Below are 17,694 nucleotides of genomic sequence, written 5' to 3' on the forward strand. Positions count from 1 at the left end.
ACAGGCTTGCACCGGAGATCGTCCCCGGATCGCCGCCAGTTCAAGCTCGCCCGCAGGGGAACGGGCGGCTTCGCCGTCCGGGGAAAGACCTGGCGAAGAACAAGCCCGGAGCCGCGGTGAAAGCTGCCGCGAAAGAACGCATGACGTGGTGGAGTCGGCTGAAGAGCCTGTTCGGCATCGAAACCCCGAGTTCATCGTGGGACGCTGGTTACGAGGGAGAGTGCAAAGTCGCTCGTACGGTGTGGATTATGCGCCTGTTCGGGTGGCGAGTGCTGCATTCGGTCCCGGTAGGCAGCCGCGGAGCAGACATCGACCACCTCCTGATCGGTCCCGGCGGTGTCGTCACGGTCAACACCAAGCATCACCGTGGGGCGAAAGTCACCGCGGGCCGTACCAAGGTGCTGGTCAACGGACAACCCACGCAGTACGCGGCCAAGTCCACCTTCGAGGCCAGCCGCACGGCCGACGTTCTCACCTCGGCGCTGGGCCGCCCCGTCGACGTCGAGGCCATCATCGTCATCGTGGGAGCCCGCAACGTCCGTAACGGAAGTACCGCCGGCATCGACGTCCTCACCCGTGCCGACCTGCCGTTCTGGCTGTTGGGGCGCCGCGGTCGGCTCAACCGCGAACAACGTCGCGAGCTGTTCGAGATCGCCCGCCGTTCGACGACCTGGCAACCCGCGTGAGCGCCCCGCGCGGATGGCACCGCACCGGGCGCGCCTGAGGCGGCCGCGGTCACCGCACCTCACCCGTGACGGGTGACGCCGTGGGGGCTGCGTGCCCGGATCCTGGCGGGAATCGGCGCTGTCAGTGACGACCGCAGTGGAGGGGTGAACCATGGCAGTCCACGCCAGCCGGACCACGACGTCCCCGCTCATCCTGGTGGCGATGATCCTGGCGGTCTCCATGTCGTTCATCGACCAGACGATCGTCGCCATCGCATCGCCGGATCTGCAGCGCGACCTCGCCCTGACCCGGAACGAGGGTGAATGGGTGATCAATGCGTACCTGGTGGCGCTGGCCGCGACGTTCGCTCTCGGCGGGCGGATCGCCGACGCGTGGGGGCATCGGACCATGGTGACCGTCGGCGTTGCCGGTTTCGCCATCAGCTCGGCGTTGTGCGGTGCGACGCCCGACACGTCGTGGGCGGAGACGTGGCTGATCACGGCACGTACGGCCCAGGGTGTGTTCGCGGCGGTGCTGTTACCCGCTGCGATCTCGATCGTCTACGGCAGTACGCCCGCGCAGCGGCGGGGCCGCTCGATGGCCATGTTCTTCGGACTGACCGGCGCATTCACGGCACTGGGACCGGTTCTCGGCAATTACCTGCTGGAATGGTCGTGGCGCACGATCTTCTGGATCAATCTTCCCGTGGCGGTCGCAGCGCTGGTGGCGATCGCGCTGGCCCCCATCAGCCGAGCGCGCCGTAGCGGCGGGATCGACTGGATCGGCGCGGTGTTGGTCGCGGCCGGGATGGCGCTGAGCGTCGTGGGATTTTCGCAGTCCGACGATTGGGGTTGGGACAGCGTCGCCACGTGGGCGTGCTTGGTCGCCGGTGCGGCGTTGCTCGTGCTGTTCGCCGTGGTCGAGCGGGGACGAGTCACCCCGTTGGTCCGCCTGGACATCTTCCGGCTCCGGGGGTTCCGGGTCGATTCGATGGTGCTCTTCTTCGCGATGATCGCCTTCGTCCCGATCGCCTACTTCCTCAGTGTGTACGCCGACGTCTCGCTGGGGCTGGACGCGGGTGGGGCGAGCCACATGCTCCTGCTGTTCTTCCTCGGCTACCTGATCGCGGCACAGGTCGGCGGGCACATCTTCGACGCCCGGGGAGCCAAGCAGACGATCCTGCTCGGCTGCCTGGTCGGGATAGCCGGGTACGTCTGGTGGGCGACCCAAGTCACGACGCTGGATCCGGCCGATCAAACGCACCCGTTGTTGCTCGCAGGTGCCGGAATCGGCTTGTTGCTGGGCCCGGCCAGCGCCGACGCGGTGAGTCGTTCGCGCAACGCTTCGTACGGCGAGGTGACCGGCATCAACCAGACCGTCCGCAACTACGGGTCGGCGCTGGGGTTCGCGGTCCTGGGAACGCTGGCCTCGCACGTGTTCGCCGACCGGTTCGCGTCGTCTCTCGTCGGTCTGGGCGTCCGCCGGAGCGCGGCGGACGAGCTGGCGCGCGAGGCCGCCACCGGCGGCAGCGGAACCGCCGATCTCGGTTCGGTCCCACGGTCGATGCGCGGAGCGGTCGAAGACGCCGTCGCTGCGGACTTCGCCCTGGGGATGCGCGCGGTGCTGATCGGCATGGCGGTCGCGTTGGCCTTGGCGTTCCTGGTCGCCTTGCGCCACCCCGGGGACCGGCCGGCGCGGGAGGACACGCCCGTGGACACCTCGTCCGCGGTGTGATTCGGCCGAATCGCGAGAACATCTATTAGCACTCTCGGCGAGAGAGTGCTAAATAATAAGTAGGGAAGTTCGCAGCGCAGCTTTCTCGCGCGTCTCGGGGCTCAGCTCGCTCTAGGTTGAGGAGGTTCGAGGTGTCGTTGTTCTGGCCACGTTCGTCGAGAGGTCGGCCACGGTGGTGCTCCGGCGGGTATGAGGCGACAGCCGCCCCATGATCGTGCGGCGGTGATCGCAACCGCGCCGTTGAGCCTTCTGATCCACCTGTATCGATGATCGCCGTGGTCCGGATGACGACCGGATCCGGCCTGAGCTGGATGCCGTGTTGGGAGGCAAGCATGTCCAACCCTGGTCGAACCTTGAGCACCACACCGTCGGGACCAGCCGGCCTGCGCGCCGGGAGCCGCAGGCCGCGGCTACAGCCCATCGGTGTCCCGACCCCGCCATCGCGCAACGGATCCGCCCGGCCGTTGCGGATCGCCATGATCGCACCACCCTGGTTCGAGTTGCCGCCGACCGCTTACGGCGGAACCGAAGCCGTGGTCGCCGACCTGGTGAACCAACTCGCCGACCGTGGCCATCACGTCATCTTGATCGGTGCCGGACAGCACCGGACGGAGGCCGCAGAGTTCTACCCGATCTACGATCAGCCGCCCTCGCACCGGCTGGGGGCTGCTCTGCCGGAAGTCTTCCACGGCGCCGGCGCCGCCAAGGTGCTCCGGACGATGCAGGTCGATCTGGTCCACGACCACAGCCTCGCCGGACCGCTGCTGGCTGCCGGGCGAAGCGTGCCGACCGTGGTGACGATGCATGGTCCGGTGACCGGTGAGCTGGGCGAGTATTACACCCACCTCGCCGGCGACATCGACGTCGTGGCGATCTCAGCCGCTCAGCGAGGGTTGAACCCGGACCTCAACTGGGCCGGCACGGTGCACAACGCCATCGACGTCGCCACGTTCCCGTTCCGGGACCGCAAGGACGACTACCTGCTGTGGTTGGGACGCTTCTGTGACGACAAGGGCGCTCACCTCGCCATCGACCTGGCTCGCTCGGCCGGGCGACGCATCGTGCTGGCCGGCAAGCTGAATGAGCCGGAGGAGAAGGAGTACTTCGCGCGCGAGGTCGCCCCGCGGCTCGGCCCCGATGTGGAGTACGTCGGCGAGGCCGACGCCCCCCGCAAGCGCGAGTTGTTCGCCGGTGCCCGGGCGCTGCTGTTCCCGATCCAGTGGGACGAGCCGTTCGGGATGGTCATGATCGAAGCGATGGCGTGCGGCACCCCGGTCGTCGCGACGCGTCGCGGCAGCGTGCCGGAGGTGGTCGCCGACGGCGTCAGCGGCGTGATCGCCGACCGGATCGACGACCTGCCGGCTGCGCTCGCCGCAGCCGAGCGGCTGGATCCGGCGGCCTGCCGTCGCCACGTCGAGGCCAACTTCGACCTTCCGGTGATGGCGGAGGGATACGAGCGGATCTACCGCAGCCTGATCGAGCGCCGGGGCCGGCGTCAGGACGTCGCAGCGGTGCTTCCGGCGCCAGTCGACGTGGCCGGCGGGCGCCGCGCGCATCAGGGGTTGTCACAGCGCCGGCCGAAGGTCCATAGCACTGTCCGTGAGGGAGAGGTCACTGCATGAGCAATGCCGAGCCGTCCATCGTCGCTGCGGTCGACGAGGTCACCGTGCTGGAGGGCTCGTCGTTCTGCCGCAGCAACCGAGCCGGCGACATCATGTTCGACCGGCCGCACGGGATGTTCGTGAAAGACACCCGGATCATCTCGCACTGGGAGTTGACGCTCGACGACCAGCCGCTCGAGCCCCTGGGGGTGCTCAGCGACGAACCGTTCGCGGCGACGTTCCTGTGCCGGTCGGCGCCGCGCACGGACTGGAGCGAACCGACTGTCGTCGTGGAGCGGCGCCGGATGATCGCCGACGACGTCCGCGAAGACATCATCGTGCGCAATTACGGGCCGGAGACCCTCGGCGCGACCCTGATCTTGAGTGTCGACGGCGACTTCGCCGACCTGTTCGACGTCAAGGACGGTCGCGTGGGTGGCCACCACGGTGTGCGCCACCACGCGACCGGACGTGACCTGATCCTCAGCGTCACGCGGGCTGGTCACCAACGCGGCGTCCGGGTCACCTCACCCGACGCGACAGCGACTCGGGACGCGTTGAGCTGGCGGATCACCGTGCCGGCGCACGGCGAATGGCGGACCTCCGTGGAGGTGTTGCCGTCGGTCGGCGGTGAGGAGGCCGTGACCTCGTTCCCGCAGGACCGGCCCGTCGAAGCGGCGAAACCGTCCCGGCGGATGCGCGACTGGCGAGCGGCCAGAGCGACCATCGAGTGTGCCGACAGCGCGCTGCAGGCCACCATCGAGCGAAGCTTCGACGACCTCGGCGCGCTGCGCATCCAGGACCCGCAGCATCCTCATCTCGACGTCGTCGCGGCCGGCGCGCCGTGGTTCATGGCACTGTTCGGCCGGGATGCCCTGCTGACCAGCTGGATGACGCTGCCATGGGATCCCTCGTTGGCGCGAGGCACGCTGCACACCTTGGCGCGCCTGCAGGGCCGCGGTGTCGACCTGCACAGCGAGGAGGAACCGGGCAAGATCCTGCACGAGGTCCGGCTCGGCATCGACGAGTCCCGGGCCCTCGGTGGCAGCTCAGTGTATTTCGGCAGCGTCGACTCGACCCCGCTGTTCGTGATGTTGCTCGCCCACGCCGCCCGCTGGGGGCTGGCGACCGATGACGTCACGGCGTTGCTTCCGGCCGCCGACGCCGCGGTGGCCTGGATCGAGCACCACGGCGATATGGACGGCGACGGCTTCGTCGAGTACCAGCGCAAGACCGACCGGGGCCTGATCAACCAAGGCTGGAAGGACTCGTTCGACGCCATCAGCGACGCCGCCGGCCGGCCGGCCCAGGGCCCGATCGCTCTCGCCGAAGTCCAGGGATATGCGTACGCGGCCTTCTTGGCGCGTGCGTACCTGGCCGAGCTGGTCGACGACCACGCCACCCGCGACCGGTACACCGAGAAGGCGCAGCACCTGCGTGAGCAGTTCAACCAGCGCTTCTGGCTACCTGATCGCGGCTACTACGCGCTCGCGCTCGACGGCGACAAGCGACCGGTCGACGCATTGGCCTCGAACCAGGGCCATGCCTTGTGGACGGGGATCGCCGACCCGGAGTACGCCGGGGAGGTCGTCCACCATCTGCTGTCGCCGGACATGTTCTCCGGCTGGGGGATCCGCACCCGCGCGGCAGGGATGGGGGCGTACAACCCGATCAGTTATCACAACGGTTCGGTGTGGCCGCACGACAACGCGCTCATCGTCGCCGGCTTCGCCCGCTACGGCTACTACGACGCCGCAGCGACCGTCGCCACCGCCCTCATCGAGGCTGCGACGGCCTTCGGTGGCCGGTTGCCGGAGCTGTTCTGTGGGTTCAGCCGGGACGAGTTCGCCGCACCGGTTCCGTATCCGACGTCGTGCAGTCCGCAGGCTTGGGCTGCAGCTGCCCCGCTGGCGCTGTTGACCGCGTTGCTCGGTATAGAACCGGATCGCGACAGCGGGCAATTGCGGGCCGTCAACGCCTTGCCGCCCGCGTGGGGCGACGTGCGCGCCGAACTGAGCGTCGGGTCGAAGCGAGCCGAGCTCGACAGCCGCACGCTGGGCCGGCCGGGCTCGAGCGCGACCAGCGCCATGCCGGCGTAGCAGACCCACCGGGGCGGGGCGGCGGGTGCCGGAGAAATCCGGGCCGGCGGTGTAACCGATCCGTGAAGCGCGGACTACTCCCTGATGAATCGAGACACGCTCGTGGGCCTGCGGGCCCCAGGGAGGGAAATACCATGAATCGCACGTTCGCACGGATCGTCGGCGGAGCCGCTGTGACGGGGGTCGGGCTGCTCGCCGCCTTCACCTCGTCCGCCTCGGCGGACGACCCACGCGCCTCGGCGGACGATCCACGCTGGGCGACGGGCGTGGTGGACGCCGAGGGTGGCCTGATCGCGCACATCGCGCCCAGCGTCCATGCCCAGGACACCTACGGTTTCCCCGACGGGGAACAGATGACCCTGAACTGCATGACCAAGGGCACCTCGGTCGAGGGAGACTCCGAGTGGTACCTCGTCGCGGCCGAGGGCGAGGCCAAGTGGGTCTCGGCGCGCTACGTCAACATCGTGGGCGAGGAGCCGGAGTACTGCGGGTCGGACGTGACGCAGTCGGTGACGCTGGCCGACGATGCGCAGTCGTACCAAGGCCCGACCACCAGCGACGAACCCCGTCGGGCGTTCCCGGCCGGTTCTGGTCAGGAGGCGGTCTGCCACGTCACCACTGCTCCTGGCGCCAACGAGAAGTGGGTCGCGACGCTGGAGGACGGCTGGATTCCGGCCTCGGCGTTGACGTCCATCGACGGTGTGCCGTACTGCCAGCAGTGAGCGTGGGACGGCACGGCCGGTTCAGGAAGCGATCGGCAGCGCAGACAAGGTCAGCCAGGTGAGCATGGCGACCGTGACCATCACCAGCAGCGCGATCAGTGTCATCGTGAGCGCGGACGGCCCCGGCCGCGCCGCGCTCACGGTGGCCTCGTCGGGCCGATCGGCGGAGATGACGACGGTCGGTTCCGGTGTCTCCGGCCGGGTCGAGCCGGACCACGACTGCGCCCACCGGTCGAGGCGCTCGGCGAGCTCCCGAGCCGAAGCCGGGCGCTGATCCGGATCGGCCGACAAGGCTCGCGCGAGTTCGGCGTCGAGGGCACCGGACTGATCAAGACCCAGCGGCTCCGGCGGCCCAGCCCGGGCGCGCTCGGCGATCTCGGTCAACCCACCGGAGAACGGCGGGCGCCCGCTCAGCATCGCGTAGGTGACCGCGCCGACCGCGTAGACGTCTGCACGATGGTCGAACCCCAAGCCCAGGGCCTGCTCGGGTGCCATGTACGCCGGCGTGCCGGCCGTCACGGTGAACCCGGACGCTTCGCTCAGCGACTTGGCCATGCCCAGATCAGCGACCACGACGCTGCGCTGCGTACTGGCGACCTGGCTGGTCAACAGCAGGTTGCCGGGTTTGATGTCGCGGTGGGCCACACCGTGGTCGTGCAGGACTTGAACGGCGCGGGCGACCTCGGCACCCAGCCGGAGTGCTTCGGCGACGTCCAGGCTGGCGGTGGCGATCAAGTCGGCGATGGTGCCGTGGTCGGCGAAATCCATCACGAAGTACGGGCGGTCGTCCGGCAACGTGCCGATGTCGTGGACCCGGACGACGTGCTGGTCGCGGACCCGACGCAGCAGCCGCGCTTCGTCGAGGAACCGGTGGCGGACGTCGAGGTCGTGCGCCCAGTTCTCGGCCAGGACCTTGATGGCCACCGGTACGTCGAGGTCCGGGTCGTAGCCGTGCCACACCGTTGCGAACGAGCCGGTGCCCACACGATTCACGAGCTGATAACGCCCGATCGCGCCGTCGGCGACCAACTTCTCGCTCCTCAGACCATGTCGGACGATCTCCGGGTCGTCAGTGTGCCATGGTGGGGACGTGCGTCGATGGCAAAGGGGACTGTTCGTCGTCCTGGCCGTGGTCGTCGGTGCCGCCACGGGGGTGGTGCTGTTCTCGGCCGTGGGGCCGATCCCGCTGCGGCCCACGGCGAGTGGCGACTCGACGTCGTCCGGTATGCCTTCGTCCGATCCGACCTCGCACGATACGGCCTCGACGCCGGCGCCCAAGCGGCTCGTCACGCCGACCCCTGCCCCGGACCCATCCGCGCCACCGTTCACCGAGTTGGCGCTGCTGCAACCGGAGAACCTCGACGAGCACAATTGGCACGAGACACAGCTGGGCGAGACCTGGGACTGGCTGCCCCGGCGTCAGATCACCTCGTGTGCACAGATGTCGCCGACCGACGGCCAGCCGGTCGAGGCGTACGCGGCGACCTACGAAGGCCGGGTGACCACCGCGGCCGAGATCGTCGTGCGCTATCCACACGAAAGCGCGGCACGTGAAGCGATGCAGAGACTGTCCGACCGGATCGACGCCTGCGCGGATTCTCCCCAGGACGAGCCGCAGCTCGAGGCGGAATCGATCAGCCCGCCGCGAGAAGAAGACGCGATCGAGGTCGTGCTCTGGCAGACCACGGCCGCCGAGGGCGAAGCGCAGGGCGTCGTGGGCATCGCGCGAGCCGACGACCGGCTGGCCTTCCTGAGCTTGCTCTCGCCGAAACCGGGTTCCACGGAGGTGCTCGATCCGCTCGAATCGACCTACGTCGACGCCTTGTACGTCTACGCTGGCCGGCGACTGGTGTGATCGAGAGGTCCGACATGCTCGTGTCCGAAGAACGACTCGCGACGCTGCGGAAAGCCGCGCTGGATGGCTCTACGCAGGCGCGAAACGATCTCCTCGCCGAGATCCGGCCGCTGGTGACATCCCGATGCGGCCGGCTGCTGCGGTGCCCGCAAGACGCAGAGGAAGCGGTGCAAGATGCGCTGCTCGCGGTCTCTCGTCATCTCGACAGCTACGACGACCAGCGCGGCACGTTCAGCGGATGGGTGTCGGTGATCGCGTCGAACTGCGCGCGCACCACCTACCGGTCGCTGCGGCGCCGGGCCGACGAACGCGCGGTGGAGCAGCTGCCGGAGAACTACGACCCGCGAACCACCAGTGTGATCGCCGGGTCGCGGCTCGACCTGCTCGATGCCCTGGAAGATCTCGAGCGTGATCATCCGCGGCTGGTCCAGCCGTTCGTGCTGCGTGATCTCGCCGCCTTGCCCTACAACGAGATCGCCGCTGAACTCGACGTGCCGTTGGGAACGGTCAAGGCGATGATCCATCGCGCCCGTGCCTACGTCCGCGACCGAATCGCCGTACCTGGCTGACCGTCGCGAACCCGGGGCCGCGGTCCGCACGGGCCGCGGTCGTGTTCCACGTCACGGCACCGCCCTGTCAGGAATCCCGGCGCTGTCTCGTTCAAGGGTCACGCGAGCAGACGGGAGCACGACCATGCGCCACCGGATCATCGTCCTCGGAGCCGGGTACGCCGGAGCCTACGCCGCCGGGCAGCTGGCCCGGCGGTTGCACCCGGACGATGTGGAGATCACCGTCGTCACCGCCGAACCGGACTTCGTCGAGCGACCCCGGCTGCACCAGCTCGCCGCCGGTCAGGAACTGCGCCGCCACCCGTGGGGGGAGCTTTTCGCCGGGACCGGAATCCGAGTGCGGCAGGCGCGCGTCACCGCCGTCGACGTCGAGCACCGCAGCGTCACCATCGACCCCGGCGGGCAGCGGCTGGAGTACGACACTCTGCTGTACGCCCTGGGCAGCACTGTCGCCGAGCATGGTGTGCCGGGCGTGGGCGAGCATGCCTTCCACGTCACTGCGCGGCCGGCGGCGCTGCGGCTGCGCTGGCGTCTGGATGAGCTTGGTGCGGCCGGAACGGTGCTGGTGGTGGGCGGCAACCTCACCGCGATCGAGACCGCTACCGAAATCGCCGAGTCCCGCCCGGGGTTTCAGGTCAGTGTCGCCACTGCCGGTTCGGTGGGCGGCTGGCTGCACCCGAAGGCCCGGCGTCACCTGCGGCGGGCTTTCGACCGGCTCGGCATCACGATCCATGAACATGCCGTCGTCGAGCAGGTCGGCGCCACCGGCGTGGTCGTCGCGGACGGCACGACTCTCGGCTCCGACGCGACGGTGTGGGCCGCCGGGTTCGCGGTGCACCCCATCGCCGCCGCCAGCGGTCTCAATGTCGACGCCGACGGGCGCATCACAGTCGATCCGATGATGCGTTCGGTGTCGCACCCGGAGGTCTACGCAGCCGGCGACAGCGCCGCTGCGTTCGGCGCGGACGGCCAACCGCTGCCGATGAGCGCTGCTTCGGCAGGAGACACAGCCCGGCGAGCGGTGGCCGCCATCGTCGGTGAGCTGACCGGCCACGCACTCTCGAGCCCGGCGTTGGTCTACCGCGGCAACTGCGTCAGCCTCGGCCGCCAGGACGCGGTACTGCACCTGGTCAGCGGCGAGCGGGCGATGTCGTGGCGGGGCCGGCCGGTGACGCGCTACAAGAGTGGAGTTCTCAACGGCCTCGTCTGGAGAATCGCCCACCCGACGTATGGACGCCCGACGCGCCGGCACCGGCTGAGTTCGCAGCGCTCCGCCGAGGCGGCCACCGCCTAACGTGGCCCGCATGGACCCTGAGTCGGTGGAGCTCTTCGAGGTCAACCGGGACCGGCTGGGCGCCCTGGCCTACCGGCTGCTCGGATCGGCCGCCGACGCCGAGGACGTCGTGCAGGATGCGTTTCTGCGCTGGCAGGCGGCCGACCTGGACCGCATCGCTGCCCCAGCAGCCTGGTTGACCACCGTCGTCACCAACCTGTCGCTCGACCGGCTCCGGTCGGCGCAAGCCCGGCGCGAACGTACGATCGGCGCGTGGCTGCCCGATCCGCTACTCGACGGCGACCCGATGCTCGGCCCCGCCGACACCGTCGAGCAGCGTGAATCGGTGACCCTGGCGGTCCTGACGCTGATGGAGCGCCTCCGCCCGGTCGAGCGGGCGGTCTATGTCCTGCGTGAGGCCTTCTCCCACAGCCATGCCGAGATCGCAGCGATCCTCGGCATCACCGAATCCGCGAGTCAGCAGCATGCCCATCGAGCCCGGGACCGTTTGCGCGCCGAGCGCAGTTTTCGTGACGTCGATCAAGCTTCCGCCCGCCGGATCGTGGAGGCGTTCGTCGAGGCCGCCGCTTCAGGTCGCACGGCCCGGTTGCTGTCGTTGCTGACCGACGACGCGACCGCGATCATCGACGGCGCCGGGCTGGCCGAGGCGCCGTTGCGGTACTCGGGAGCCGAACGCATCGCCGCTGTCGCACGAGCCGGATTCAAGCTGACCCCGCTGAAGCGGAGACTCGCCGGCGGCGCCCCGTCCATCTACGCCGGAACGGTCAACGGCTCACCAGCGATGATCGCAGCCTTCCCGGACCGGATCGTGAGTGTCGTGGTTCTGGACCTTCACGACGGCCGGATCGCTTCCGTTCGCGGCTTGGCGGCTCCCAACCGGCTGAGCCGGCTCAACGCGCAATGGCAGCGGCGCGAGCACGACGACCTTCTGATCGAGTCGTGGCCGGTCGCCCGGCCGTAGCCACGCAGCCCCAGTGGCCGGTACGCCGCACACCGCTGATCGTGACAGGTCGGTTCCGCGGTGTCGGTCGTGTGGATCGTTGTGGTGATTGCTGCCGATTTCGCGGCGGTCGTGAAGATCGTCGTGTGACCGGGGGCTGTTTCGGGGGTCGTGTAGTTGGGTCGTGAAGATCGGTCGCGTGGTTAGGAGCTGTTTTCGGGGTCGTGAAGATCGTCGTGGGAGATTGCGCGGGGTATAGCGGCGGTTTCGTGCACGACGATCTTCACGACCGGCGGTCACCCCGGCTGCCGACGCAGCCTGTAGCGGGGCGTCGGTTGTCCACGTGCCTTGCACTGGGGCGTCGGTTGTCCACGTGCCTGTAGTGGGGCGCCGGTTGCCCACGTCCCGCAGCGGGTCTCCGCGCCCCGACGCCGCCGCTATTACGTCCGAGGCCAGCAGAAACGTGGCAACGCCGCCCGGTCCTGGCCGACGCTGATCCTGGCGACTGACGCTCACGACACGGTCTTGTGACTAGTCATTAAGTATGTTTTAATTCGGCAACCTCGATCTGCTGCCGCAAGCGAAGGTAGGTAGTCGCCATGTCTTCGATGCCCTCCCGTCAGCCGGTCACACTCACCAGGCGCAGCCTTCTCGCCTCCACCGCCGTTCTGGGTGTGGGCGCGACCGTGGGGTGCAGCCAGGACGCCGGGCGCAGCGACGCCGGGGAGAATCTGCGGTTCGATCTGCCTGACCCGGTGGGCTCGTTCCCCACGGAGGACATCGAGTTCCGCCTGGTCGACAGCAACGACACGAAGGTGCCGTTCTGGAAGTCCTTCTTCGCTGCTTACGAGAAGAAGCATCCGCACGTGTCGACGCAGTACGACGGGTTGCCATGGGCGCGTATCGAGGAAGTCGTGCCGCTGGGGTTCCGGAACGGCTCGGCGCACGACTTGATCCAGTTGCCCGATTGGGCGATCCCGTTGAGCCAGGCCGTGGACGCCGAGTGGATCGCGCCGCTGGACGACCACATTCCCGACTTCGAGAACTGGAAGCAGAACGTCCCGGGCACGTCGCTGGTCGAAGGCGTGCAGGTCTTCGACGGCAAGCTGTACCAGGTCCGCATCTCCAGCGACCGCCGCTATCAGGCGTCGTTGCACTACAGCAAGCGCCTGCTGAACGACGTCGGATTCGATCCGCAGACCGAACCCCTGACGTGGGACACCTACCGAGAGGCGGCGCGGAAAGTCACCGAGAAGGGCGACGGCCAGGCCTACGGCGTGATTCTGGAGATCGGTTCGCCGGGACGGCTGGCGTCGTGGGTCGCCTATTTCGCCCGGATCGCCGGCGCGCCCGTGGTGGACGACATCCTGCAGCCGTCCGGTGAGTTCTACTACACCACCGACGAGGTCAAGGCGGCCATCGACCTGTTGCTGGCCGTACAGTCCGACGGCAGCATCTTCCCGGGATCCGGTTCGTTGACCTCGCCGGAGTGCTGGCCCCGGGTGGCGCGTGAGAACGCGGCCATGGTCAGCGGCGGGCCGTGGATCACGGTGTTCTTCGAGAAGGAGAACCCCGATTTCGAGTTCGGTGTCGGGGCGCACCCGGCACCGGCCGGGGCCGACCCCGTCCCGGTCGGCTACACCACGATCGGCGGCGACGCCTTCTGTATGTTCGCCGGCAGCCAAGCCAAAGACGTGGCCGGCGACATCCTCGGCTACGTCACGTCGCTACCCGGGCAAACCAACTGGGGCGAGATCACCGGCGTCGGCAATCCACCGGTACTCGACGAAGCCGCGCAAGCCAGCGCCGAGAAGTGGAGTGAACCGGCCCGCATGTGCCTGACCTTGGCGAACACCATGGTCGCCAAGCCCGAGCCCGTCATCGCCAACCCGGACGTGGCCAAGGTCGCCCGGAACCAGAAGCCGGTCTCGCCCAACTTCGGCGACGTGATCCAGGCGATCCTCGTCGGCGAGGTGTCCGACGTGGACAAGGCGCTGCAAGACGTCAAGGACCGCTCCGAACGGGCCTTCGACGAGGCGATCAAGGAAGCGCAGCAACGTGAGGGCAGCACCGCCACCCGCGACGACTACGTCTTCGCCAATTGGGACCCGATGAGCGACTACACGCTCGAGCACTACGCCGGCCGGTGACCAACTCCGGCCGGCGATGGGCCCCGCCTCACCGGGTGAACTGATCGTTGAGGCGGCGCTGCAGACCGACGTCGGCCCACATCGGGTGATGCGGTGCCGCATTCGAGCAGACGACCGTGCCCCAGGCGGACAGCTCAGCAGCTCGGGTGACCATGTGCGTACAGATCTGGGCCCCGACCGGTCCTTCTTCGAAGGTTGCGTTCAGCGGGGTGTAGCCGACCCATCCCTCGCCGAGCACCAGCGGCAAGGTGCGTTCGGCCGCCCAGTCGGCGGCGGCATCGAGCCACAGGTCCAACTTCGCCCGCATCGCGCGCCGGTGGTCGGAGTACCGCTCGTACAGCCAGCGGTCCCAGGCCGACGGGTCGCACCAGTCGTGGACGTAGACCTCGCGGCGATGCATGATCGTCGCTTCTCCGCGCCACGCCGACTCGGCCGGCAGGGTCCAGTCGTCGAGTTTCGGAGCGTCCGGTCGGAGCAGTTCGGCGAAGGCACGTTCCTGCGGGAACGGGCGCGACGGGTCGCGCAGCGCGAACTCGTCCACCAGCTGCCCGAGCACGCCGTAGGCGTACAGATGGAACGCGGCCACGTCACCGTTGCCGACCAGTCCGCGCATCCCACCAACAGGCACCGCCGCATAGTTGGCGGCGACGGGCATGTGCGGGTGACGGCTGCGGAAGTCCTCGATGGCGGCCTCCAGCAGGGAGCGCAGGCCGCCGACCGGATCGCCGCCGTCCTCGACTGCCTCGGTGAGCTTGCTGTACTGGACCTCGTTGTGCAGCTCCACGTAGGCGATGCGGTCGTCGAGACCGCGCTGCTGCACGTAGGCGACCAGCTCGGCGAGGGCCGCGGCCAACGCCGCCGGCCGGTCAGCGGGCGAGACGGCCAACAGTGCGTCGTTCCAGCCCGGGTCGGTGACGAAGCACGGGCTCTGCTGGTACTCCCAACTGGAGACGATGACGTAGCAGTCGTGCCGCCGAGCAGCTTCGAACAGCGCGATCAGGTGCTCCCGGCCGTCGAGCACGGCGGTCTGGCGAACGTCGTACCAGCGGGTTCCCAAGCCGAATCCGCCCCCCAGCGGTGCGAACGTCAAGGCCGTGGTGTCCAGCCCGGATCCGAACAACAGGTACGGCATCGCGCAGATGCGCACCGTGTTGTAGCCACGCTGCACCGCCTCGGCGAAGGCTGCGTCGAGGTCTTCGAACGGCTCGCCCGGGCCGGTCCGCGTGTACCAGGAGAAGTCCCACAGGCAGACCGTCAACGTCGCGGGCAGGTGGGCGGGGACGGGCATGATGGCCTCCATCGACAGCGTCCGGGCAGGAACTCGAGCGCGGCCCGGAAGGCGCACTTGGCGTGCAGATTAAACCATACTTAATGACTTTTCAATGCTGCCGAAGGTTGATTTAAGTATATAAAAATAATAAAATGCGGGCTCGCTCTGAGCGTCGGCCCCGAGGCAAGGACCAGATATGACGCAGGTCATCGCGCTGGACACCGGATCGCCCGGACGGATCTTCGACGGTGTGGGAGCGCTGTCGGCCGGGGCTTCGTCCCGGTTGCTCATCGACTATCCGGAACCCCAGCGTAGCCGGGTGCTCGACTACCTTTTCCGGCCCGGACACGGCGCTGCACTGCAGATCCTGCGGGTCGAGATCGGCGGGGACACGAACTCCACCGCCGGCTCCGAGCCCAGCCACATGCGCCGCCCGGACGAGATCGTCCCCGACCGTGGCTACGAGTGGTGGCTGATGCACGAAGCGCGCAAGCGCAACCCCGCCATCGTCCTGGCCGGGCTGGCCTGGGGCGCGCCCGGATGGTTCGACGGTGGGTTCTGGTCGCAGGACAACGTCGACTATCACGTCGCTTGGCTGGACTGTGCTCGTCGACAGGGTCTGAGCATCGACTACCTCGGTGGGTGGAACGAATCCGAAGACTTCGACCCGCAGTGGTTCGTCGCGTTGAACAAGGCCATGGTCGCCCGCGGCCACCCGGACACCGGCATCATCGCCGCCGACGGCTGGGGTGACGACCTCGCCGAGCGGTGGAAGGTCGCCGACGCGATGGCCGCCGACTCAGCCTTCTGCGACGCGGTCGACGTGGTGGCCGTGCACTATCCGTGCGGCCAGCAGTACAACGGCGCACCGTACGATCACGGGCCGAGTACCGAGGTCGCCAAGGGCCTGGGCAAGCCACTGTGGTCCGGCGAGCAGGGTGCTCAACGCCCTGACATCGGCGCCGGCCCGCTGGCCAAGGCCATCAACCGCTCGTACATCGACGGGGCGATGACCGCCACGGTCAACTGGGCGCTCGTCGCGTCGTACTACAGCAGTGTGCAGGGCGGCGGGGTCGGCCTCATGCGCGCCTACGAGCCATGGTCCGGCTACTTCGAGCCGAGTCGCTCGCTGTGGGCGGTTGCGCACACCACCCAGTTCGCTTCACCCGGCTGGCGGTACCTGGACGGCGGGTGCGGCTATCTGCACGACGGCGGCAGTTTCGTCACGCTGTGCGCCCCAGGCGGCGGCGACGTCAGCGTCGTCGTCGAAACCGTCGATGCGCAGCGGCCACAGCAGCTCCGGCTGGAGCTGGGGGAGTTCGTGACGCGGTCGATGCAGGTGTGGGCGACCGACCTGCGATCGACGCGGTACGACGACTGGTTTCGGGAAGCTGCCTCACCGGCACGAGTCGGCGACGGCGTCGAGCTGACCCTCGAGCCGGGCCGGTTGTACACCGTGACGACGACGTCTGGACAGGGCAAGGCCTCGCCCGAGCCAGCCGCCGGGCCGCGAAGCATGCCCCTGCCCTACGTCGAGGACTTCGAGTCCACGCCGCTTGGCCGGACGCCGCCGCTGCTGTCGGACTTCAATGCCGCGTTCGAGGTAGCGCCCTGCCCAGACGGGCGGCCGGGTCAGTGCGTCGAGCAGACGGTCACCACGCCCCCGATCGAGTGGCGCTACGGCGTGCCGTCTGTGCCGTTGACGTTGCTCGGTGATCCGAATTGGTGGGGCGACTATGTCGTGACCGTCGCGGCCAGGGTGGGGGAGGCACCGTACGTCGAACTGCTGGGGCGCGTCGACGGCGTGTTCCGCGGTGCCGGTGGACAGGGCGGCTATCGCCTGCGGTTGCACCGCGACGGCCGATGGGAGCTGATCGAGAGTGGGCCGAACCGCGCGGAGGTGTCGCTGGCGTCCGGTGTCGTGGCCGAGTTCGATCCGGCCGGTTGGCATCGGCTCGGCCTGTCGTTCCGGGGCGCCCAGGTGACGGTCCTGCTGAACGACGAGCCGGCCGGCTTCGCCGCGGACGACCGGCACAACCGTGGCCAGGTGGGTCTGGCCGTCGGCGACTGGTCGCGCGCGCAGTTCGACGACCTCGCGATCGCCGCCACCGCGCCCACGCCGGTGCTGATCAGTCGCGACGACGTGCGGGCGAGTGCCACCAGCTGGCAGTTGGGCCACGAGCCGGACAACGTCCTCACCGCCAACCCGAGCACCATGTGGCTGTCGTCGCAGCGGGGATCCGCCCCCGACCCGCACTCGATCACCCTCGACTTCGGTCGTCGAAAGACGGCGGCGGCGCTGCTCTACACCCCTCGCTTCGACGGCAATCCGGCCGGGAACATCACGGCGCACACCGTGTATCTCAGCCGCGACGGCGTGGACTTCACCGCCGTGGCCGCGGGCAGTTGGGCGACCACGACGGCGACGAAAGTGGCGGCGTTGCCGCCGGACGAGTTCCGCTTCCTGCGCCTGGAGGCCGGCCCCGACAACGAGTACGCCGGCGCAGCAGGGTTGGCCGTGGTCGAGGCGTGGCGGTGACCTGACTTCTGGCAAGATAAATAGTAAAAGAATAAGATTTTCGGAGTCAGCTGTGAGCGCACGGTCCCCACGTGCGGGCGAACGGCCAGGGAGGGAGCCCGAGGTGGCGGACATCGCCCGGCGTGGCATGCACGGCATGGCGGTCGACGCCATCGGCATTCGGATCGTCAAGGGGGAGTTCGCCCCCGGCCAGACGCTCGACGTCGAGGCCATCGAGCGTGAGTACGACGTCAGCCGGACCGTCCTGCGCGAAGC

Annotated in this window: 14 protein-coding genes; 12 read left to right on the forward strand and 2 right to left on the reverse strand. The window is 68.7% G+C overall.

Features of this window, described 5'->3' with window-relative positions; all coding sequences use genetic code 11:
• From M6444_RS13415 to M6444_RS13435, 5 genes are all read left to right on the forward strand, one after another.
• Positions 1-686: nuclease-related domain-containing protein (locus tag M6444_RS13415; protein WP_298328154.1), on the forward strand; the 686-nt coding region annotated here is incomplete at its 5' end.
• Between the two features lie 151 nt (positions 687-837).
• A complete protein-coding gene (locus M6444_RS13420; protein ID WP_298328157.1) occupies positions 838-2,400 on the forward strand; it encodes an MFS transporter in 1,563 nt (520 codons plus the stop codon).
• Positions 2,401-2,876: 476 nt separating this feature from the next.
• Entirely contained in the window at positions 2,877-4,022 is a 1,146-nt protein-coding gene (locus M6444_RS13425; RefSeq protein ID WP_298328159.1) for a glycosyltransferase family 4 protein, read from the forward strand.
• A complete protein-coding gene (locus M6444_RS13430; RefSeq protein WP_298328162.1) occupies positions 4,019-6,100 on the forward strand; it encodes a glycogen debranching N-terminal domain-containing protein in 2,082 nt (693 codons plus the stop codon). Before M6444_RS13425 ends, M6444_RS13430 begins: the two co-directional genes overlap by 4 nt.
• Before the next feature lie 134 nt (positions 6,101-6,234).
• Positions 6,235-6,822, forward strand: a complete 588-nt coding sequence (locus M6444_RS13435) for a hypothetical protein (RefSeq protein WP_298328164.1) — start codon at positions 6,235-6,237, stop codon at positions 6,820-6,822.
• A 21-nt stretch (positions 6,823-6,843) separates the two neighbouring features.
• Here the strand turns inward: M6444_RS13435 and M6444_RS13440 are convergent, their stop codons facing one another.
• Positions 6,844-7,851, reverse strand: coding sequence for a serine/threonine-protein kinase (locus tag M6444_RS13440; RefSeq protein ID WP_298328167.1), 1,008 nt, complete (start codon positions 7,849-7,851; stop codon positions 6,844-6,846).
• Positions 7,852-7,912: 61 nt separating this feature from the next.
• Between M6444_RS13440 and M6444_RS13445 the strand changes: the two genes are divergently transcribed.
• The 5 genes from M6444_RS13445 to M6444_RS13465 all read left to right on the forward strand — a co-directional run bounded on the left by M6444_RS13445 (position 7,913) and on the right by M6444_RS13465 (position 13,630).
• Positions 7,913-8,677: a hypothetical protein gene (locus M6444_RS13445; protein WP_298328170.1), complete on the forward strand. Its 765-nt coding sequence runs from the start codon at positions 7,913-7,915 to the stop codon at positions 8,675-8,677.
• Between the two features lie 14 nt (positions 8,678-8,691).
• A complete protein-coding gene (locus M6444_RS13450; RefSeq protein WP_363326364.1) occupies positions 8,692-9,246 on the forward strand; it encodes an RNA polymerase sigma factor in 555 nt (184 codons plus the stop codon).
• Between the two features lie 124 nt (positions 9,247-9,370).
• On the forward strand, positions 9,371-10,540 hold the full coding sequence (locus M6444_RS13455) for an FAD-dependent oxidoreductase (RefSeq protein WP_298328176.1): 1,170 nt from the start codon (positions 9,371-9,373) through the stop codon (positions 10,538-10,540).
• 10 nt (positions 10,541-10,550) lie between these two features.
• Positions 10,551-11,501: a sigma-70 family RNA polymerase sigma factor gene (locus M6444_RS13460; RefSeq protein ID WP_298328178.1), complete on the forward strand. Its 951-nt coding sequence runs from the start codon at positions 10,551-10,553 to the stop codon at positions 11,499-11,501.
• A 578-nt stretch (positions 11,502-12,079) separates the two neighbouring features.
• Positions 12,080-13,630, forward strand: coding sequence for an extracellular solute-binding protein (locus M6444_RS13465; RefSeq protein ID WP_298328181.1), 1,551 nt, complete (start codon positions 12,080-12,082; stop codon positions 13,628-13,630).
• A gap of 28 nt (positions 13,631-13,658) precedes the next feature.
• On the opposite strand, the gene M6444_RS13470 is transcribed toward M6444_RS13465, so the two are convergent.
• Positions 13,659-14,918 carry a cellulase-like family protein gene (locus M6444_RS13470; protein WP_298328184.1) on the reverse strand — a complete coding sequence of 420 codons (1,260 nt, stop codon included), beginning with the start codon at positions 14,916-14,918 and terminating at the stop codon, positions 13,659-13,661.
• Between the two features lie 178 nt (positions 14,919-15,096).
• On the opposite strand from M6444_RS13470, the gene M6444_RS13475 reads away from it, so the two are divergent.
• Both M6444_RS13475 and M6444_RS23010 read left to right on the forward strand, forming a co-directional pair.
• On the forward strand, positions 15,097-17,439 hold the full coding sequence (locus M6444_RS13475; protein ID WP_298328187.1) for a discoidin domain-containing protein: 2,343 nt from the start codon (positions 15,097-15,099) through the stop codon (positions 17,437-17,439).
• A gap of 136 nt (positions 17,440-17,575) precedes the next feature.
• Positions 17,576-17,694: GntR family transcriptional regulator (locus M6444_RS23010; protein WP_363326365.1), on the forward strand; the 119-nt coding region annotated here is incomplete at its 3' end.

Source organism: Haloactinopolyspora sp., from assembly GCF_027324685.1.
GTDB lineage: Bacteria > Actinomycetota > Actinomycetes > Jiangellales > Jiangellaceae > Haloactinopolyspora.